Annotated in this window: 22 protein-coding genes and 1 tRNA gene; 15 read left to right on the top strand and 8 right to left on the bottom strand. The window is 28.0% G+C overall.

The genetic code is table 11. The features are described from left to right. The first annotated feature begins 62 nt into the window (after positions 1-62). Genes ACIJYH_RS05695 through ACIJYH_RS05705 form a run of 3 tightly spaced genes read left to right on the top strand, consistent with a single transcriptional unit; the run spans position 63 to position 2,470 of the window. Positions 63-500: a MarR family winged helix-turn-helix transcriptional regulator gene (locus ACIJYH_RS05695; protein ID WP_435087910.1), complete on the top strand. Its 438-nt coding sequence runs from the start codon at positions 63-65 to the stop codon at positions 498-500. After that, complete coding sequence (locus tag ACIJYH_RS05700; protein ID WP_435162657.1) at positions 493-1,170, top strand: response regulator; 678 nt, start codon at positions 493-495, stop codon at positions 1,168-1,170. Before ACIJYH_RS05695 ends, ACIJYH_RS05700 begins: the two co-directional genes overlap by 8 nt. After that, entirely contained in the window at positions 1,151-2,470 is a 1,320-nt protein-coding gene (locus ACIJYH_RS05705; protein WP_435162658.1) for an ATP-binding protein, read from the top strand. Before ACIJYH_RS05700 ends, ACIJYH_RS05705 begins: the two co-directional genes overlap by 20 nt. On the opposite strand, the gene ACIJYH_RS05710 is transcribed toward ACIJYH_RS05705, so the two are convergent. Next, positions 2,448-2,693, bottom strand: a complete 246-nt coding sequence (locus ACIJYH_RS05710) for a hypothetical protein (protein ID WP_435162659.1) — start codon at positions 2,691-2,693, stop codon at positions 2,448-2,450. The genes ACIJYH_RS05705 and ACIJYH_RS05710 overlap by 23 nt on opposite strands. 32 nt (positions 2,694-2,725) lie before the next feature. On the opposite strand from ACIJYH_RS05710, the gene lgt reads away from it, so the two are divergent. The 7 genes from lgt to ychF are packed head-to-tail and all read left to right on the top strand — an operon-like array spanning position 2,726 to position 8,653. Continuing rightward, entirely contained in the window at positions 2,726-3,496 is a 771-nt protein-coding gene (gene lgt / locus ACIJYH_RS05715; protein WP_435162660.1) for a prolipoprotein diacylglyceryl transferase, read from the top strand. Continuing rightward, entirely contained in the window at positions 3,486-4,541 is a 1,056-nt protein-coding gene (locus ACIJYH_RS05720) for an SAM-dependent methyltransferase (protein WP_435162661.1), read from the top strand. The genes lgt and ACIJYH_RS05720 overlap by 11 nt, the downstream gene beginning before the upstream one ends. After that, a complete protein-coding gene (pgeF, locus tag ACIJYH_RS05725) occupies positions 4,534-5,292 on the top strand; it encodes a peptidoglycan editing factor PgeF (protein WP_435162662.1) in 759 nt (252 codons plus the stop codon). Before ACIJYH_RS05720 ends, pgeF begins: the two co-directional genes overlap by 8 nt. A 7-nt stretch (positions 5,293-5,299) precedes the next feature. Then, entirely contained in the window at positions 5,300-6,232 is a 933-nt protein-coding gene (locus tag ACIJYH_RS05730; protein WP_435096115.1) for a ribose-phosphate pyrophosphokinase, read from the top strand. 45 nt (positions 6,233-6,277) lie between these two features. Beyond that, positions 6,278-6,979 (top strand): 50S ribosomal protein L25/general stress protein Ctc, encoded by a 702-nt coding sequence (locus ACIJYH_RS05735; RefSeq protein ID WP_435162663.1) that lies wholly within the window; start codon positions 6,278-6,280, stop codon positions 6,977-6,979. A 37-nt stretch (positions 6,980-7,016) separates the two neighbouring features. Further along, complete coding sequence (gene pth / locus ACIJYH_RS05740; protein ID WP_435087927.1) at positions 7,017-7,580, top strand: aminoacyl-tRNA hydrolase; 564 nt, start codon at positions 7,017-7,019, stop codon at positions 7,578-7,580. Next, positions 7,580-8,653, top strand: coding sequence for a redox-regulated ATPase YchF (gene ychF / locus ACIJYH_RS05745; RefSeq protein ID WP_435087929.1), 1,074 nt, complete (start codon positions 7,580-7,582; stop codon positions 8,651-8,653). The genes pth and ychF overlap by 1 nt, the downstream gene beginning before the upstream one ends. On the opposite strand, the gene ACIJYH_RS05750 is transcribed toward ychF, so the two are convergent. From ACIJYH_RS05750 to petA, 3 genes are read right to left on the bottom strand one after another with little or no spacing between them, the layout of a single operon-like run. Then, complete coding sequence (locus ACIJYH_RS05750; RefSeq protein WP_435164262.1) at positions 8,630-9,397, bottom strand: cytochrome c1; 768 nt, start codon at positions 9,395-9,397, stop codon at positions 8,630-8,632. The two genes, ychF and ACIJYH_RS05750, sit on opposite strands and share 24 nt — an antisense overlap. A 13-nt stretch (positions 9,398-9,410) precedes the next feature. After that, complete coding sequence (locus tag ACIJYH_RS05755) at positions 9,411-10,673, bottom strand: cytochrome b (RefSeq protein WP_435087932.1); 1,263 nt, start codon at positions 10,671-10,673, stop codon at positions 9,411-9,413. 8 nt (positions 10,674-10,681) lie between these two features. Continuing rightward, positions 10,682-11,191 (bottom strand): ubiquinol-cytochrome c reductase iron-sulfur subunit, encoded by a 510-nt coding sequence (petA, locus tag ACIJYH_RS05760; RefSeq protein WP_435087934.1) that lies wholly within the window; start codon positions 11,189-11,191, stop codon positions 10,682-10,684. 90 nt (positions 11,192-11,281) lie between these two features. Between petA and ACIJYH_RS05765 the strand changes: the two genes are divergently transcribed. Genes ACIJYH_RS05765 through greA form a run of 3 tightly spaced genes read left to right on the top strand, consistent with a single transcriptional unit; the run spans position 11,282 to position 13,049 of the window. Continuing rightward, positions 11,282-11,740, top strand: coding sequence for a tRNA (cytidine(34)-2'-O)-methyltransferase (locus ACIJYH_RS05765; protein WP_435087936.1), 459 nt, complete (start codon positions 11,282-11,284; stop codon positions 11,738-11,740). A 1-nt stretch (position 11,741) separates the two neighbouring features. After that, positions 11,742-12,569, top strand: coding sequence for an oxygen-dependent coproporphyrinogen oxidase (gene hemF / locus ACIJYH_RS05770; RefSeq protein WP_435087938.1), 828 nt, complete (start codon positions 11,742-11,744; stop codon positions 12,567-12,569). Positions 12,570-12,572: 3 nt separating this feature from the next. Beyond that, positions 12,573-13,049 carry a transcription elongation factor GreA gene (gene greA, locus ACIJYH_RS05775; RefSeq protein ID WP_435087939.1) on the top strand — a complete coding sequence of 159 codons (477 nt, stop codon included), beginning with the start codon at positions 12,573-12,575 and terminating at the stop codon, positions 13,047-13,049. Here the strand turns inward: greA and ACIJYH_RS05780 are convergent. The 4 genes from ACIJYH_RS05780 to ACIJYH_RS05795 all read right to left on the bottom strand — a co-directional run bounded on the left by ACIJYH_RS05780 (position 13,046) and on the right by ACIJYH_RS05795 (position 16,962). Then, the gene (locus ACIJYH_RS05780) at positions 13,046-14,320 is read right to left on the bottom strand and encodes a CCA tRNA nucleotidyltransferase (protein WP_435162664.1); all 1,275 of its coding nucleotides are present in this window, start codon (positions 14,318-14,320) and stop codon (positions 13,046-13,048) included. The genes greA and ACIJYH_RS05780 overlap by 4 nt on opposite strands. Before the next feature lie 3 nt (positions 14,321-14,323). Beyond that, positions 14,324-14,397 (bottom strand) — tRNA-Gln (locus tag ACIJYH_RS05785). Between the two features lie 33 nt (positions 14,398-14,430). Beyond that, a complete protein-coding gene (locus ACIJYH_RS05790) occupies positions 14,431-15,276 on the bottom strand; it encodes a 4-(cytidine 5'-diphospho)-2-C-methyl-D-erythritol kinase (protein ID WP_435162665.1) in 846 nt (281 codons plus the stop codon). Beyond that, on the bottom strand, positions 15,277-16,962 hold the full coding sequence (locus ACIJYH_RS05795; protein WP_435162666.1) for a tetratricopeptide repeat protein: 1,686 nt from the start codon (positions 16,960-16,962) through the stop codon (positions 15,277-15,279). It abuts the gene before it with no gap. A gap of 11 nt (positions 16,963-16,973) precedes the next feature. Between ACIJYH_RS05795 and ACIJYH_RS05800 the strand changes: the two genes are divergently transcribed. Further along, entirely contained in the window at positions 16,974-17,693 is a 720-nt protein-coding gene (locus ACIJYH_RS05800) for a uracil-DNA glycosylase (protein ID WP_435162667.1), read from the top strand. Positions 17,694-17,834: 141 nt separating this feature from the next. Then, entirely contained in the window at positions 17,835-18,407 is a 573-nt protein-coding gene (locus ACIJYH_RS05805; protein ID WP_435162668.1) for a ribonuclease HII, read from the top strand. The last annotated feature ends 20 nt before the right edge of the window (positions 18,408-18,427 follow it).

An 18,427-nucleotide genomic window follows, 5' to 3' on the forward strand; every position in this document is an offset into this window, starting at 1 on the left:
TTTTTAAATTATTAGTGAAAATTATCTTTGTATCTTTAATATGTCAATATAACTTACCTATAATGAAAGAACTTTTATATTTAAAAGACGAACAACTAAAAGATTTAATTGAAAAATTATTTGTAAGCTACAGAGAAACATTTTCAGACGCCAAAAAGGTATTAGATAGATATTCAATTGGTTTAGCTCATCATAAGGTTATTCATCTATTATCAATGTACCAAGGTATTTCAATTTCAGAGCTTTTAAAGCGCTTAAAAGTAACAAAGCAAAGCCTAAACAGGGTGCTTAAAGATCTAATTAAATTAGAAATTGTAACTTTTAAAAAAGATGATCAAGACACTAGGGTAAAGCATGTTTTTTTAAATGAAAAAGGAAAAAAAATATTTAATGAAATTTTCGATCTACAAAAAAAAAGGATTTATAAAGCATTACTTGATTCAAATTCAGAAGAAGTAATTAATTTTGATAATGTCTTAACCAAAATTATAAATGGATAAATTTATTGCACATATTTTAGTTGTTGATGATGATGATGGAATTAGATCTTTGGTTAAAAAATATTTGAATGAAAATAATTTTTTAGTCACGACTGCTGATAGTGCAGAAAATGCATCAGAAAAAATTAGTATCATTAAATTTGACTTAATAATTTTAGATATAATGATGCCTGGAAAAAATGGACTAGAGTTTATAAGAGATCATAAAAAAAAATTAGATACGCCTATTATTCTTTTGACTGCTAAAGGTGAAGCAAGTGAAAGGGTCGAGGGATTAGAGGTTGGGGCTGATGATTATTTACCAAAACCATTTGAACCAAAAGAATTAATTTTAAGAATTAAAAATATTTTAAATAAAACTATAAAAACTGAACAAGTTAGAATTATAGAGTTTGAAAATGTTAAAATTGACTTAAATAAACTATTAATTATTAAAAATGATAATGAGTTTAAAATTAACAATACAGAGAAAATAATATTAGAAAAAATGATTAATAATCCAGGTAAAACATTTTCGCGAGAGAATATTGGTCAATTAATAGAGCTAGATAAGGAAAGATCTATAGATGTAATTATTACAAGATTAAGAAAGAAAATTGAAATTGATCCCAAAAATCCAAAATTTTTACAAACAATAAGGGGTGCAGGATATGTTCTTTGGATTGAGTAATTTTTTAAAAAAAATATTACCTAAAAGATTGTTTTACAGGGCCCTTTTAATTGTAGCTGTTCCTGTCTTAGTTCTTCAATTAATCATAACTATTGTATTTTTTGACAGCCTTTGGATCAAAACTAATAAAGGAATGACCAAGGCGTTAATTAATGAAATTAATTTATTTGTTGAAGTTTATGATAATCAAAAAATTGATAAAGATGAATTAAAGAATCTCTTTTCTCTATTTATAGATCTAAATATAGAGCATGTTAATAATAAGAATTTTAATAGTGAATATAATAAAAGAACATTCAGTCCAATTGATAGGACTCTTAGAAGAGAATTAAAATCAAACTTTAATCTTGGTGAGTTTTGGTTTGATACAACAAGTTACAAAGAATTAATTGATATAAGAATAAAATATGAAGATGGATACTTTAGATTTTTAGTGCCTAGAGATAGGGTTACCAGTTCGTCAGCAAGAATATTTGCACTTTGGATAACTGTTCCAGCAATTATTATGGTTATGATTTCATTAATATTTTTAAAAAATCAAACTAGACCAATTACTAATCTTGCACGTGCTGCTGAAAAATTTGGTAAAGGTGAAGAAATAGTAGAATTCAAACCTTCGGGTGCATTGGAAATAAGACAAGCAGGACATGAGTTTGATAAAATGAGAAAAAGAATTCTTAAACATTTAAATCAAAGAACCGAGATGTTATCTGGCATAAGTCATGATTTGAGAACACCTCTTACAAGGATGAAACTACAAGTTGCTTTCATTAAAGATAAGGATTTAGCTAAAAAACTAACAGAGGATATTAATGAGATGGAAAAAATGCTTAATGAATATCTGCAATTTACAAGTTCATCCTATATTGAAAAAGATGAGATGTTTAACTTATCAGAATTGATAGAACAAATTGTTAACAAATATAATAACAAGAATATCCAAAAAGATTTAATACCCAGAGTTTATCTCAATGGTAGAAAAAATTTAATTAATCGATGTCTTAATAATATAATTGATAATGCGTTAAAATATGGAAATAAAGTTGAAGTAAAACTTAACAAAGAAAATACAAATTTGTTAATTGTTATTGATGATGATGGTTCTGGCATTCCAAAAAAAGAGCATGAAAATGTATTCAAGCCATTCTATAAAATTGATAAAGGTAGAGCAGAATCCAAGTCAAGTGTCGGTCTTGGATTATCTATAGCGTCAGATATTGTCAGATCTCATGGGGGAAATATTGTTCTTGAAAAATCTAAAATGAACGGACTTCGTGTTAAGATTTTTTTACCTGTTTAGTTTTCTTTTTTGTATCCATTTTTTTAATTTTATTTTCTAAATTTTCAACTCGTTTTGATAACACATCAAATTCGTCCTTACTGACGAGTTTCATTTTAAAAACAATTTCATCTCTTTTAGATTTCAAGATATTAAAAAGCTCTGAACTAAGATCTTTTGAGGAGATAATACCTTGTTCAAAAAGTTTACCAAGTTTATCAATTATAAATTTAGAGTTTTTCATATTTAAGATATATAATATAAGTATTTTTTAAAATGTTCATCAATAATTTTGACCCAGTCGCTTTTCAAATTATGTCATTTGAAATTAGATGGTATTCTCTAGCTTACATTTTGGGAATTGTTATTGGTTGGTCCTTATGTAAAAAAGTATTTATCAAAGATTCAGATATAAATGAAAAATTTGATGACTATATAGCTTATCTCATCATTGGAGTAATTTTAGGTGGAAGATTAGGATATATTATATTTTATAACTTTTCATATTATTTAGATAATATATTTGATATTTTTAAGATATGGCAAGGTGGAATGTCATTTCACGGAGGATTATTAGGAGTAATCATTTCAAGTTTCTTTTTTGCAAAAAAAAATAATCAAAATCTATTTTCTTATTTAGATCAGGTGTCACTAGTAGCGCCAATAGGAATTTTTTTTGGAAGATTGGCTAATTTTATAAATTCTGAACTTTATGGAATAGCTACAGATATTCCATGGTCAGTTATCTTTATAAAAGTAGATAATTTATCAAGACATCCATCTCAATTGTATGAAGCAATTTTAGAGGGTATAATTTTATTTTTAGTGTTGATGTACTTTTTAAAAAAAGACTATTTGAGAAAACCTGGTTTAATTTCAGCATTATTTTTAATTTTTTACTCTTTGTTTAGATTCTTTATTGAATTTTTTAGAGTGCCAGATGAACAGTTAGGCTATTTAGTTTTCAATTTAACTATGGGGCAAATAATTAGCCTAGTGTTTGTAACGATTGGAACAATTCTTTTTTATCTTAAAAATGAAGATTAGTAGAACAACAAATTTACCTTTAGACCAATTTATAGAATTTGCTCTTTATGATAAAGATTCTGGATACTACATGAAAAAAAATCCTTTTGGAAAAGAAGGGGATTTTATTACTGCACCAAACATTACAAGACTATTTTCAGAAATGATTGCTATTTGGGTATTGACCTTTTGGAAAAGTATCGGATCACCAAAAAAGTTTAATTTACTTGAACTTGGAGCTGGAAATGGTGAAATGATGAAAGTCATAATTGAAACATTAAAAAATTTTTCAGAATGTTTTGAAAATTGTAATTTTCAAATACATGAAAAAAGTGAACTTTTGAGAAAAAAACAACAGTTAAATTTAAAATCTGAAAAAATAACTTGGGTAAAAGATATAAAGATGAATAATTTATATCCAACGATATTTTTAGCTAATGAGTTTTTTGATGCACTACCAATTAAACAATTTTTCAAAAAAAAGGAAGGTTGGGTTGAAAGATATGTATATTTAAAAGAAGAAAACAAAGCTGAATTTAAAGAACAACTAACAGAAATAAAAGAGATTGAACAGAGTCTAAACTTTGAAATCTCAAAAGATCAAGAAATTATTGAATATTCACCAGGCGCATTTGATTATTTAAAAAATATTTGTGATCTAATAAAAAAAAATAATGGTGGAATACTAATAATTGATTATGGATATTTAAATTTTAAAATGCATGAAACGCTCCAAGCTATCAATAATCATAAATATTCAAATGTTCTAGAAGATATTGGAGATTCTGACATAACTTATAATATTAACTTTGGTTTATTTAAAAAATTTGTTAATCAATTTAGTGATTTAAATTCAATAATTACTAATCAAAAAAAGTTTTTGACTAGTATGGGAATAGTTCAGCGAGCAGAAATTATAAGTGAAAATATACCTTTCTCAAAAAAATCAGATTTATTTTATAGAATTAGGCGTCTTATAGATGAAAAACAAATGGGCGAGCTATTTAAAGTGATGTTGATAAAAAAGACAAAAAATGAATTTAAGATAGGTTTTGAAATTGATTAGATCAAAAAAATTAGTGGGATTAAGAGATTTAAAGCATGGCTTTTTTAATAGTAGTGGCGGCCAATCAAAAAAAATTTATAAGAGTTTAAACTGTGGACCTGGCTCGTCTGATAAAAAAACTGATATTAAAAAAAACTTACAGATTGTAAGAAAAAAAATTAGCAATAAAGCAAAAAATATTTTTTTAGTTAAACAATTTCATAGTAACAAATTCATATACATCGATCAAAAATATAAAAATAAAAATAAACCTAAAGCTGATGCTATTATTACTAATCAAAGATACTTGCCTATTGCTGTATTAACAGCTGATTGTGCCCCAATATTAATTTATGACAACAAAATAAAAATGATAGCTGCAATTCACGCAGGTTGGAAAGGAGCCTATAAAGGCATAATAAATAATGTAATTAAATTTATGATCAAAAAAGGTTGTAATTTAGAAAATATTACTGCAGTCGTAGGTCCGTCTATTTCTCTTAAAAACTATGAAGTAAAAGAGGATTTTAAGAAAAAATTTATCAAAAAAGATAAAAAAAATTTAATATTTTTTAAGAATAAAAAAAACAAATTATACTTTAATCTAACTGGTTTTATATATAAGTCCCTTAAAGCTATTAAGGTTAAGCACGTAGATGTTTTAAATATTGATACTTTTGATATCAAAAATAAATTTTTCAGTGCAAGAAGAGCTTTAAAATTGAAACATAATGATTATGGTAGAAATATTTCAATAATTATGCTTAATTAGTTTTTTAATGAAATTATTATCCGGAAATAGCAACAAACCTCTTAGTAAAAATATTGCAAAATATTTAAAGTCTAAATTAGTAAACTCTAGTATCAGAAACTTTTCTGATGGTGAAATTTATGTTGAGATTAATGAAAATATTAGAGGAAACAGTATTTTTATTATTCAGTCAGTTTCATCGCCAGCTAACGATAATCTTATGGAACTTTTGCTTTGTATAGATGCTTTAAAAAGATCCTCTGCAAAAAATATTACTGCTGTAATTCCATATTTTGGGTACGCAAGACAAGATAGAAAAGTTGTTCCAAGAACTTCCATTTCAGCAAAACTGGTGTCTAACCTAATAACTAAAGCGGGTGCTGATAGAGTTGTGACGGTAGATTTACATGCCGGTCAAATCCAAGGATTTTTTGATATTCCAGTTGATAACTTATTTGCAACTCCTATTTTTGCAAGACATGCAAAGAAAAAAATAAAAAATAAAAATATTATTTGTGTTGCACCCGATGTTGGTGGAACTGAAAGAGCTAGAGCCTTAGGAAAACTATTAAATGTAGGACTGGCAATTGTCGATAAAAGAAGACCAAAGCCAGGTCAATCACAAGTGATGAATGTAATTGGAGATGTTAAAGGCAAAACTTGTGTAATTGTTGATGACATTATTGACTCAGGTGGAACAATAGTGAATGCCGCAAAAGCACTAAAAGATAGAGGTGCAAAAGAAGTTTATGTTTACATTACGCATGGAGTGTTAAGTGGTGAAGCTGTAAAAAAAATCAAAAATTCTGTAATTAAAAATCTTGTCATTACAGATACGATTGACAACTACGACAAAATTAAAAGTGCTAAAAACATTGAGGTTCTGCCTATTTCAGGCTTAATGGGAGAAGCAATCAAAAGGATATCTAATTCAACATCTGTTTCAGATTTATTTAAATAATTACCTTGAGTTATTAAAGAACTTGGGCTAAAAACCCATGATTTTATGATTTCATTAGAAGCAAACATTAGAAACACTAAAACTAAGGGTGAACTTAGTGCACTTAGAAACAAAGGTGGTGTACCAGCTGTAATTTATGGTGGCGAAGCACAAAACGAAACAGTATCAATTTCAAAAAAATTATTAAAATCTCTAATTGATAAGGAAAATTTTTTATCAAATATAGTAACTCTAAATGTTGATGGAAAACCACAAAACGTTCTTCCAAGAGAGATTAAATATCATATCATTTCAGATGAACCAATTCATGTTGATTTTTTAAGAGTAGTGCCAGGTGTAAAAATACGTATTGAAGTACCTGTTCAATTTATTAACCATGAAAAATCTCCAGGTTTAAAGAGGGGTGGAGTTTTAAACATTGTTAGAAGAAAAGTAGAATTAAGATGCCCAAGTGAAAAAATTCCTGAAAGTTTGGTAATTGATCTTGATGGTGTTGAGATTGGTGAAAGTTTTAAGATATCATCAATTAATTTAGAAACAGATGTAACTCCAACAATTAAGGGAAGAGACTTTGTTATAGCAACACTAGCAGCACCTACAGTAATGAAGGAACCTGAAAAACCAGCTGAAGAAGAAGCTGCAGAAGGTGAGGCGGGAGCAGATGCAGCAGCAGATGGAGATAAACCAGCAGCTGAAGGTGAAAAAAAAGAGGGTGACGATAAAAAAGCTGCCGAAGAAAAGAAATAAACTGTTAAAGTTAAATTTTACTATCCATTAAAAAAATATGCTTTTATTTGTAGGCCTAGGTAATCCAACACCAGACAGTGAAAATAATAGGCACAACGTTGGCTTTAAGATTATTGATTCAATCAACAAAAAATTTAGTTTATCAAAACAAAAACCTAAATTTAAAGGACTACTAACAACTGGAAATGTTGGTGATCAAAAAGTTTATGCGATTAAACCTCTAACATTCATGAATAATTCCGGAATTTGCATAAGAGAACTTATTGAATATTTTAAAATAGATGCAGAAGATGTGATTGTTTTTCATGATGATTTAGATGTTGAATTTGGAAAAATTAAAGCAAAATTTGGTGGATCAAGTGCGGGACATAATGGAATTGCTTCAATTGATAAGTTCATAGGTAAAGATTATTCAAGAGTTAGAATTGGTATAGGCAAACCAAAAGAAAATATTGAAGTTGGAGATTTTGTTCTTCAAAATTTTGATGATGATGAATTGAATAAAATAGAAAAAATTTCAACTGATATCAATAATTCTATTTCCATATTAGTAGAAAAAAAATTAGATCTATTTTCTAGTACAGTAAATAATAATAAATAATGAGCTTCAAATGTGGAATTGTTGGTTTGCCCAATGTTGGTAAATCTACTTTATTCAATGCTCTAACAAATTCCAGTAAAGCTCAAGCAGCAAATTTCCCTTTTTGTACAATTGATCCAAATGTTGGGGTAGTCCCCGTGCCAGATGAAAGATTAAACAATTTATCCAGAGTATCAAAATCAAAAAAAATCATTAACACCACCATTTCATTTGTTGATATTGCTGGACTCGTAAAAGGTGCATCAAAAGGCGAAGGATTAGGTAATAAATTTCTATCACATATCAGAGAAGTAGATGCAATCATTCACATGATAAGATGTTTTGACTCTGATGATATTCAAAATGTCAATCCAACAGTGGATCCAATCAGGGATTTAGAAATTATTGAGACAGAAATGATGTTGGCTGATTTAGAGTCAATTCAAAAAAGATTAGAAAAAAGTAATAAAAAAAATGTTGATGAAGAACAATTAAAAATACTAGAGATTGCATTAGATTGTATTAATAATGATAAAGATATCTCAATTCTAAAATCCCAATTTGAAAGTAAACAGCTAAATCAAAGTGGTTTATTATCAATTAAACCAAAAATATTTGTATGCAATGTAGACGAACAAAGTGTTCAAGAAGGCAATCAATACACAAAAAAATTTATAGAAAAATTTGGTGAAGAAAATACTTTAATTGTATCAGCAGATATAGAAAATCAAATCAATGAACTAGAATCTGAAGAGAGAAAAAATTACATGGAAATGATTGGTTTAAAAGAGACTGGATTAAGCATGTTAATTCAGAAAGGATATAAAATTTTAGAACTAGACACTTATTTCACGTCTGGTGTAGAAGAAACTAGAGCATGGACTATTCAAAAGAATTGTACAGCCCCAAAAGCAGCTGGTGAAATTCATACTGATTTTGAAAAAGGTTTTATAAGAGCAGAAACAATTTCGTATGAAGATTTTGTAGCAAATGATGGGTGGGTTAATTCCAAAACTAATGGAAAAATGAGATTAGAAGGTAAAGATTATATAGTCAAAGATGGTGATGTATTAAACTTCAGATTCAACACGTGACCATATTTTTTTCATACTAAAATAAACTAAGATAGTTAAAATAATTAAGTAAACAATCGCTTTAAAGCCCATTTGATGTCGAGACTCTAAATGTGGTTCTGCCGCCCACATTAAAAATGTTGTTACATCTTTTGACATTTGTTCAACAGTTGCTTTTGTACCATCTCCATACTCTAATATGTCATCTGAAAGCGGTGCTGACATCATAATTTTATTACCATACATATATTTATTATAATGTACTCCTTCGTCCAAAGTCATTCCACTTGGGGCATCTTCATAACCTTGAAGTAAAGAATAAATATAATCTACCCCACCCCCTCTTGCTTTAACTAGAACAGACATGTCGGGCGGATAAGCACCACCATTAGCAGCTTGGGCTGCTTTAACATTTTCGTATGGCATTACAAATTTGTCTGATAGTTTTGCAGGTCTTACAAACATTTCACCATCTGCATTAGGGCCATCTGTTACTTCAAATGAAGCTGCAATTGCTTTTACTTCAGCTTCTGTAAATTCTGGTCCACCTTTTTCACCTAAGTTTCTATAACTCACATATTTCATTGAGTGACATGAAGCGCACACCTCTGTGTAAACTTGATATCCTCTTTGCAAGGCACCCCTGTCAAATTTTCCAAAAAGACCTTTAAAACTCCAATCAGTTTTTAAAAGTTTAGCCGTCTCTGCAGAATTAGAGTGTGTTGTTGCAAAGGTAATTAAAGCTAGAATTGACAATAATTTTATTAAATTTTTCACTTTATTTATCAAAACTTTCATTATGTTTAGCCGTAGCTAAGTTAGGAGAGCCTCCAAGCACTGGTTCTGTAATACTTAATGGAACAGGTAGTGTTTTTTCTTTAAATCCTAAAACAGGTAAAATCACTAAAAAATGAAGAAAGTAATATGCTGTAGCTACTCTCGCAATCAACAAGTAAAGCCCTTCAGCTGGCATAGCCCCCATGTATCCTAAAATTAGAACATCAGCTACAAGTATCCAGTAAAACTGTTTGTACAAAGGTCTGAATACCGCAGATCTAATTTTTGAAGTATCCAACCAAGGTAGCACTGCTAAAATTAAAATAGCTGAAAGCATTGCCACAACTCCAAGTAATTTGTCAGGAACTGATCTTAAAATTGCATAAAAGGGCAACAGATACCACTCAGGAACAATGTGAGCTGGAGTAACCATTGGATTAGCTTCAATATAATTATCAGCATGACCTAAAATATTAGGTGAATAAAAAACAAAAAAAGCAAAAACAATCACAAACATTAGTAATGCAAAACCATCTTTAATTACGATGTAAGGATGGAACGGCACAGTATCTTTTGAAGGTTTCTTTATATCAATTCCAACTGGGTTGTTATTTCCAGGAACATGAAGTGCCCAAATATGCAAGACTACTAATCCCAAAATTAAAAAAGGAATTAAGTAATGAAGTGTAAAAAATCTTGTTAATGTAGGGTTGTCCACTGAATAACCACCCCATAACCAAGTGACAATTCCTTCACCCACTAATGGAATTGCACTAAATAAATTTGTTATAACTGTTGCTCCCCAGAAACTCATTTGACCCCAAGGTAATACATAGCCCATGAATGCAGCAGCCATCATTAATAAATAAATAATTATTCCAATAATCCAAATAATCTCTCTTGGAGATTTGTAAGATCCATAAAATAAAGACCTAAATATATGAATATAAACTGCTAAAAAAAACATTGATGCACCATTTGAATGAATGTACCTGATCAACCAGCCATAGTTTACATCTCTCATGATATGCTCAACACTTTCAAAAGCCATATCAGCGTGAGCTATGTAATGCATTGCAAGCGTTAAACCAGTGACAATCTGGGTTATTAAACAAAAAGTTAAAATTCCACCAAATGTCCACCAGTAGTTTAAATTTTTTGGAGTGGGATAATCTGTTAAGTGATTTGCTAAAGTTAAAAGCGGAAGCCTATCGTTAAACCATTTTCCAACTTTTGACGTAGGTGTGTATTCGTGATCACTCATAATATTATTTATCCAATTTTAATTGTGTTAGCGTTAACAAATTCATATTTTGGAACTTCCATATTTAAAGGTGCAGGACCTTTTCTAATTCTACCAGATGTATCATAATGCGAACCATGGCATGGGCAGAACCATCCATCATAATCACCTTTGTCATTTAATGGTACACAACCTAAATGAGTACAAACTCCAAGCATTACTAACCACTCAGGATCTTTAGCTCTGTCTTCATCTTTTTCAGGATGTTTTAAATCTTCCATTTTAACAGATTTTGCTTCTAAAATTTCTTCTGGCGTTCTTCTTCTAATAAAAACTGGTTTACCTCTCCAAAGTACAGTTATTGTATTTCCAGGTTTGACTGAACTTACGTCAACTTCCGTGCTTGCTAATGCTTTTACAGATGCGTCAGGATTCATTTGATCTACTAATGGCCAAACCACTGCACCAACACCAACTGCACCAACTGCGTACGAGGCAGTAAATAGAAATTCTCTTCTTTTAGGCTTTTTATCTGACATTTTTTTAAATATTATTGTTAAAAAATTACTTAATATACGATTTCTTATAAGATAATAGTTTTTTTTCTACTGAAAGAATGACACATAATTATGAGCCATAGACCCATTATTGCATTATATGAACCAGATATTCCTCAAAATACAGCAGCAATAATTAGAACATGCGCTTGTTTGGGCGCTAAACTTGAAATTATTGAACCATGTGGTTTTCATCTCAGTGATAAACGTTTTAAAAGAGTAGTTATGGATTATATGGATTGGGATAAAATTGATTTATATCAAAGTTCAAAACATTTCTTTGAGGCAAAAAAGAATCATAGAGTTATTTTAATGACAACAAAAGCATCGATATCTTATACAAAGTTTAATTTCAAAAAAGATGATACAATATTGTTTGGGCGAGAAAGTGCTGGTGTTCCTGAAAATATTCATCAATCTATAAATGATCGTTTGAAGATACCAATGAATGAAAATGCTAGATCACTTAATATTGCGTCCTCGGTTGCAGTTGTTTTAGCAGAAAGTTTAAGACAAACAGGGTTAATATAATATGGATAATGAAATAAAAAAAGACATCACTAGTAATTGGTTCAAGCTTTTACAAAATGCTATTTGTGATGATATTGTTAAATTAGAAAAAAATAAAGTTAAATTTAAATCAACGACATGGCAAAGAAGTAAAAGTAAAGATGAAGGTGGTGGTGAATATAGAATTATTAAAAATGGAAAAATTTTTGAAAAAGTAGGAGTAAATTTTTCAAAAGTTTATGGAAAATTTCCAAAACAATTTCAAAAAAATATTCCTGGAGCAAGTAAAGATCCAAGATTTTGGGCGTCTGGAATTTCGATAGTAATGCATATGCAAAATCCCCACATTCCAGCTATGCATTTCAACACTAGATATATTTGCACAACTGAAAATTGGTTTGGTGGAGGGATGGATGTAACACCTTCAATTAAAGATGTTAAAGAAAAAACCAAATTTCATCAATCACTAAAAAAAATGTGTGATCGTCACAGTAAAAAATATTATAAGAAATATAAAGAATGGTGTGATGAATATTTTTATTTACCACATAGAAATGAGGCAAGAGGAATTGGTGGAATTTTTTTTGATTATAAAAAAGATAATTTTGAAAAAGATTTTAAATTTATAAGAGATGTAGGAGTTACATTTCAAATGATTTTTAATGATATTATTGAAAAAAAAATCACAAAAAAATGGACTTTAAAAGAAAAAGAGATGCAGTATATTAAAAGAGGTAGATACGCTGAATTTAATTTATTGTATGATAGAGGAACAAAATTTGGCTTACAAACAGGCGGAAATGTTGAGGGTATATTGATGTCATTACCACCAATTGCTAAATGGAAATAAAAAATGGATAAAGAACCAATAACTCTAAATGGTTTAAACAAACTAAAGGAAGAATTAGTTTATTTAAAAGAAAAAAAGAGACCTGAAATTGTGGCTGCGATTGCAGAAGCAAGATCACATGGAGATCTCAAAGAAAACGCAGAATATCACGCAGCTAAAGAGGAGCAATCTCACAGTGAAGGTCGAATAACAGAAATCAATGATATCATTGCAAGAGCCAACGTCATTGATGTTACAAAATTAAATAATGATGGAAAAATAATCTTTGGTTCAACTGTATTTTTAGAAAACCTGGATAATGGTGAAAAAATTAACTACAAAATTGTTGGCAAAGATGAAGCTGATTTAAAACAAAAACTAATTTTTTTTCAATCACCAATTGGAAAAGGTTTAATTGGAAAAAATAAAGATGATCTGGTGGAGATTACCACTCCCGCTGGAGTTAAAAACTTTGAGGTAAAAGACGTCAAATATATTTAGCTTTTAATGATTTTTTGAATTTGTTTTTCTGAGATTTGAAAACTATTTTGAACCCAAATTTCTTCTATTAATTTTAACTTATTGCCCAATATCTTTCCCGCAGGAATATCATATTTAGTCATTAAAGTGTTTGCATTGATCGGTAGAGTTGGAATAATTTTATCTTTATAGGTCTCCACTAATTTAAGTAATTTTTTTTCAACTTTAAGTGATGTAAATAGTTTAAAATTGATAATATCAAGTACAGTTTGTTTGCCATTAAAGTAAAAAATCTTATTAAAATTCTTTTCATTAAAATTTTTTATACTTACGTTTTCTTTATAGAAAAAATCAATTGATCTTAATCTTTTTTGATCTTTTTTAGAGAGATTAAATTTATAAATAAAATAATCCGTATTATCAGTTCCATCTACAATCATTAGTGAAAGTAAAAAGATAAAATCAATCTTGGATAAATTATCAAGAGCATAAGAATTTAATTTTTTAAAATTTTCTAAATTTTTAAGTTGAGGAAAAATAATTTTTATAAGCTCTAAACTAATCTCATCTTTGAATATTTTTAAGAATGCATTCGATTTTATTAATTTTTTAAATTCATCTAATAATCTTTCTGAAGATAATTTTGAAATCCCCCCAATATTTTTTTTAATTATTTTAATTATTTTATTGTTATGACTTTGATTTGAATAATTTATAAAAAATCTCACATATCTAAGAATACGTAAGTAATCTTCTTTAATTCTATTTTCTGCATCTCCAATAAAATTAATAATTCCACTTTCAAGATCTTTTTTACCATTAAATGGGTCAAACAAATTTCCATCTTTGTCGGAGTATATTGAATTTATGGAAAAATCTCTTCTAGCTGCATCTTCTTTCCAATCTGTGGAAAATTCTACTTTTGCATGTCTTCCATCTGTAGAAACATCTTTTCTTAAAGATGTAATTTCATATTTATGCTTATCAATTATTGCCGTGATAGTTCCATGATCAACGCCTGTTTCATAAAAATTAATCTCTTTTTTTTTTAAAGCATCACAAACTTCACTTGGTTTTAGATTGGTGGCTAAATCAATATCATCAACAATTTGTTTTTTTATAATTTTTCTTACACAGCCACCAACATATCTAACTTCACTACCTTCCGAATAAGTATTAAGTGCTTCAAAAATTCTATTAGCAGGTGTTTGGTTTGTTAAATCAGTAAGATTTTGACTTATATAATCAAGATTACGAGATCTAAAAAAAATTTTATCTAAAAAATTATCCATATTTGGCTGGGGCGCTAGGATTCGAACCTAGGATGCCGGTACCAAAAACCAGTGCCTTACCACTTGGCTACGCCCCAATATTGTTTTCATATAACATAAAAAAATAATATTTATATAGTTTTCGATGCATTACACCAATAATTTTTAAATTTTCTTTTAAATTTAACTTTGGCTAATTCACAATCTTGATTATTTTGATAATACGCAACTATTACCGACCCAGAGCCTGTCATTCTCACAAATAGAGGTTGGTTTAAATTTTCCATAAAAGATTTTAATTTTTTTAGTTTTGGATATTTTGAAAATGCAACTTTTTCTAGAGCATTTTCTTGTTTTAATAAAAATCTTAAATTTAACATATTCTTATTTGGATTGCTCAATACTGGTTTACTAAACTTTTTTACACCTGAATAAATTTTTTTTGTAGAACATCCAAAATTTGGACGCACAAGTAAAATATAAAAATTAGAACTTTTTAAAAATTTTTTAATACCTCCACTGGATGACAAAATAGTACTTTTTTGAACTATACCTAAAATCACATCTGAACCAATTAAATTTGTTATTTGTAAAATTTTTTTTTGGTTAATTTTGACAAATTTTTTTTTAATCAAAAAATTTAAAATAGTTGCTGCATTCATTGACCCACCACCTAGGCCTGCTTCCTGTGGAATATTTTTTTGAATTTTTATTTCAAATTTTTTATTATTTAATAATTTCTTGTCATCTAAAATTTTAAATAATTTATCAACAGTGTTATCCTTTTTAATATTTCTAGAAAAAATTCCACTAAAAGAAATTTTATGTTTATTGCTGTCAATTCTCTTAATTGTAATTAAGTCATGCAATTGTATAAACTTTATGATACTTTCAATCTTATGTAGTCTAATTAGTTTACCCGTAACATGCAAAGCTAAGTTTATTTTAGCAAACGATTTAAGTTCATAAATTTTCATTTAAGAATTATTGAGGCCTTCTATAATTTTAATATTTATTTTTTCTTTAATATCTTCATCAGTGTCATCTAATTTTAAAACGTAGTTCCAAAAGTATCTTGCTTGAATATTCCTATTTAATTTCCATAAAATATCACCATAGTGATCGTTAACAGTTGGATCTTCAGGCATTAGTTCAACTGCTTTTTTTATATATTTTTCTGCCTCGTTATAATTTTTTATCAAGTAATGCGCCCACCCTATTGAGTCCGTAATATAAGGATCATTACTTCTTAAAGTGTAAGCTTTCTCCAACATTTGCATTGCTTCATCTTTTTTATAATCACGTTCTAACCATGAATATGCCAAATAATTTAAAACATAGGCGTCATCTGGATTTATTTCAAGTGAGTGTTTTAAATCTGCGTCTGCTTTTTGGTAATTACCCAATCGCTCATAACTACCACCTCTCCTATACAATAAATCAGATTTAATCTCCGAATTGACACTCAAAGATGAGATGATTTCAGTGTAGTATTCAATTGCTTTTTCATAATTTTTTGAATTTTTGTAAAAGTTTGCAATATCAAAAACCATTTTCACATTCGGATTTTTAATTTTACTAAACTTTGAACTTATAAAGTTTATGCCCTCATTATATCCTTTATTTTTGATAATTATCTGAGCTTCTTTTTTTACTCTAAACCAATAATAAAATTCATATTGCTTATCAATTTTTTTTAGAATTTTTTTAGCCTTGTCATATTCGTCGTTAAGATAAAAGTTTTCAGCTGCAAGTGTTGAATTTAAAATGAATTTTGGATTTAAGTAATTTGAAAGATTTAGATAAAAATTGGATTTTTCAATATCATCCTGAGATGAATAAAGATTTGATATTAAAAATAAAAATTCACCAATTATGTCATTATGGTTATTGCATGAAAAAATTTTACCAAACTCTTTAAATTTTTTATTTTCCACCCAACTCTTACTTTGGGACAACAGAAGTGTAGAATTTATGTATTCAAGTTGATCAGCGATTGCCTTTACTTCCTCAATTTGATTGTTCTCAATTAAATAATTGATATAAAAAAATATATATCTTGAATAATCTCCATCAGAATTATTTATTAAATTTAAAAAAGATGATCTAGTGTTTTCTTTTTTCAAATAGCATCTTTGAAATGCTTGGTTTATGATAGAGATATTACCAAAGTTTTTTTTATTAATTAAAATTTTTTTATTTTTAAATGTATGAAGGTATTGTCTTAAAGTTTCAAATATTACTAAATTAAATCTATTTTCATTTTGAAATTTTAAACTTAAATTTAAATATTTTTCAGCTTGATCTAAATTATTTTTTTTTAAGCTATCAGCTATTAAAAGAATATATGCATCAAAAAAATCTAAATTACTTTTGTTATTACCATTTTTTATTACATTAATAGCTTGAGCAACTTTATTTTCCAGAACCAAAGAATAAGCATATCGTTTTAAATATGCATCATGTTTATTAAGTAGTACCTTAGAAGCATTAAAAAATTTTAATGCATCAGAATTATCGTTATTCTCAAAGGCAATAATTCCTGAAAAATAATTTGATAGATCTCTTGAATTGAAATCATTAAAACTAGCACTTTTAGAATATACAGACGTCTGATAGAATAACCCTAAAACTACTATTAGTTTTATTAGTTTATTAAACATTTAATCATTGTATGACTAAAAAAGTGATAAATCAAAAAGGCAAATTCGACGAGGAATTAATAAATACTATTGAGCCTAACTTTGTATTTAAAGATAAGCCAATAAATAGATTTAACATTATCGAAAATAGCAATGACAGCAATCAAACAAATAAAGCTGAGCTACTAGAAGAATTAAAAAAACAAATAAATTCAATCGAAAATTGTAATTTAAAAGATAATTCTCAAAATCTTGTCCTTGGAGATGGAAATATCAATAGTTCAATTATGTTAATTGGTGAGGCCCCAGGAATTGAAGAAGACAAATCTGGTACAACATTTAAAGGTGAGGTTGGAGACTTATTAAACAAAATGCTGCTCGCAATAGAAATAAAAAAACAAAATATTTATTGTAGTTATGCTATAAATTTTAGACCTCCAGAAGATCGTAAACCTACTACACAAGAAATTAAAAGATACTCAGTTTTCTTAAGAAAGCATATTTCTATTATTAACCCAAAAATTATTATTCTTATGGGCAGCTCAGCAATGGAAGCTGTAACAGGTATTAATAGTAAAATATCTTCTGAAAGAGGCAAATGGAAAGAAACAATATTAAAAAATAAGACCTACCCAGTGATGATATCATTTAATCCATCCTATTTAATTAGATTTCCAGAAAATAAAAAATATTCTTGGGAAGATTTAAAAAAAATTAAACAGAAAATTAATGACATGAAAATTATTATTTAAATTTATATGATTAAATTACATAAAAGATATGTTTATTGGTGGAAAGAAAAACTCAATATCTCTAATTATGGCCTTCTATGGATTTCTTTTATAAAAGGAATTTTAGTTGGACTACTAATTTACTACCTCTTAATTGTTTAAATGAAAATAATAGCTGGTGTCGATGAAGTTGGAAGAGGAAGTTTAATGGGGCCAGTTTATGCAGCTGCTGTAATATTAAATAAAGATATTAATAAAAAGTTATTAAAAGACTCTAAAACTATTACTAAAGGTAAAAGAGAATTATTATCAAAATATATAAAAAAAAATTCTATTTGGGTAATTGGTAAAGCATCAGTTAGAGAAATAGATAAAATCAACATTCTACAAGCAAGCTTGCTTGCAATGAAAAGAGCAATTAAAAAACTTAAAAAAAAACCTACACAAGTTTTAATCGATGGAAATAAAATTCCTTATTTAAAAAATTATAATTTAAAAGCAATAATTAAAGGTGACCAAAAAATTCCTTCTATTTCTGCAGCATCCATTGTTGCTAAGGTTGCTAGAGATAAATTCATAACTAAATTGGCAAGCAAGAATAAAGGTTACGGTTGGGATCAAAATTTTGGTTATGGAACTAAACAACATTTAAAAGCTATTAAAAAACTTGGAATAAATAAGCATCACAGGAAAACCTTTTCTCCGTTATCTAAATTAAAGACACACAATATCTAGTTGCCCAATATTAAGTCAGC

The organism is Candidatus Pelagibacter bacterium nBUS_25 (genome assembly GCF_051200975.1).
Lineage (GTDB): Bacteria > Pseudomonadota > Alphaproteobacteria > Pelagibacterales > Pelagibacteraceae > Pelagibacter.

Excerpts from the sequence above, each read along its gene's own strand:
- ACIJYH_RS05730 (WP_435096115.1), top strand. The coding sequence starts at position 5,300 with ATGAAATTATTATCCGGAAATAGCAACAAACCTCTTAGTAAAAATATT.
- pth (WP_435087927.1), top strand. The coding sequence starts at position 7,017 with ATGCTTTTATTTGTAGGCCTAGGTAATCCAACACCAGACAGTGAAAAT.
- ACIJYH_RS05755 (WP_435087932.1), bottom strand. The coding sequence starts at position 10,673 with ATGAGTGATCACGAATACACACCTACGTCAAAAGTTGGAAAATGGTTT.
- ACIJYH_RS05720 (WP_435162661.1), top strand. The coding sequence starts at position 3,486 with ATGAAGATTAGTAGAACAACAAATTTACCTTTAGACCAATTTATAGAA.
- ychF (WP_435087929.1), top strand. The coding sequence starts at position 7,580 with ATGAGCTTCAAATGTGGAATTGTTGGTTTGCCCAATGTTGGTAAATCT.
- ACIJYH_RS05800 (WP_435162667.1), top strand. The coding sequence starts at position 16,974 with ATGACTAAAAAAGTGATAAATCAAAAAGGCAAATTCGACGAGGAATTA.
- ACIJYH_RS05795 (WP_435162666.1), bottom strand. The coding sequence starts at position 16,962 with ATGTTTAATAAACTAATAAAACTAATAGTAGTTTTAGGGTTATTCTAT.
- ACIJYH_RS05735 (WP_435162663.1), top strand. The coding sequence starts at position 6,278 with ATGATTTCATTAGAAGCAAACATTAGAAACACTAAAACTAAGGGTGAA.
- ACIJYH_RS05700 (WP_435162657.1), top strand. The coding sequence starts at position 493 with ATGGATAAATTTATTGCACATATTTTAGTTGTTGATGATGATGATGGA.
- ACIJYH_RS05765 (WP_435087936.1), top strand. The coding sequence starts at position 11,282 with ATGAGCCATAGACCCATTATTGCATTATATGAACCAGATATTCCTCAA.
- ACIJYH_RS05790 (WP_435162665.1), bottom strand. The coding sequence starts at position 15,276 with ATGAAAATTTATGAACTTAAATCGTTTGCTAAAATAAACTTAGCTTTG.
- ACIJYH_RS05705 (WP_435162658.1), top strand. The coding sequence starts at position 1,151 with ATGTTCTTTGGATTGAGTAATTTTTTAAAAAAAATATTACCTAAAAGA.
- ACIJYH_RS05710 (WP_435162659.1), bottom strand. The coding sequence starts at position 2,693 with ATGAAAAACTCTAAATTTATAATTGATAAACTTGGTAAACTTTTTGAA.
- ACIJYH_RS05805 (WP_435162668.1), top strand. The coding sequence starts at position 17,835 with ATGAAAATAATAGCTGGTGTCGATGAAGTTGGAAGAGGAAGTTTAATG.
- greA (WP_435087939.1), top strand. The coding sequence starts at position 12,573 with ATGGATAAAGAACCAATAACTCTAAATGGTTTAAACAAACTAAAGGAA.
- lgt (WP_435162660.1), top strand. The coding sequence starts at position 2,726 with ATGTTCATCAATAATTTTGACCCAGTCGCTTTTCAAATTATGTCATTT.
- petA (WP_435087934.1), bottom strand. The coding sequence starts at position 11,191 with ATGTCAGATAAAAAGCCTAAAAGAAGAGAATTTCTATTTACTGCCTCG.
- ACIJYH_RS05780 (WP_435162664.1), bottom strand. The coding sequence starts at position 14,320 with ATGGATAATTTTTTAGATAAAATTTTTTTTAGATCTCGTAATCTTGAT.
- ACIJYH_RS05695 (WP_435087910.1), top strand. The coding sequence starts at position 63 with ATGAAAGAACTTTTATATTTAAAAGACGAACAACTAAAAGATTTAATT.
- hemF (WP_435087938.1), top strand. The coding sequence starts at position 11,742 with ATGGATAATGAAATAAAAAAAGACATCACTAGTAATTGGTTCAAGCTT.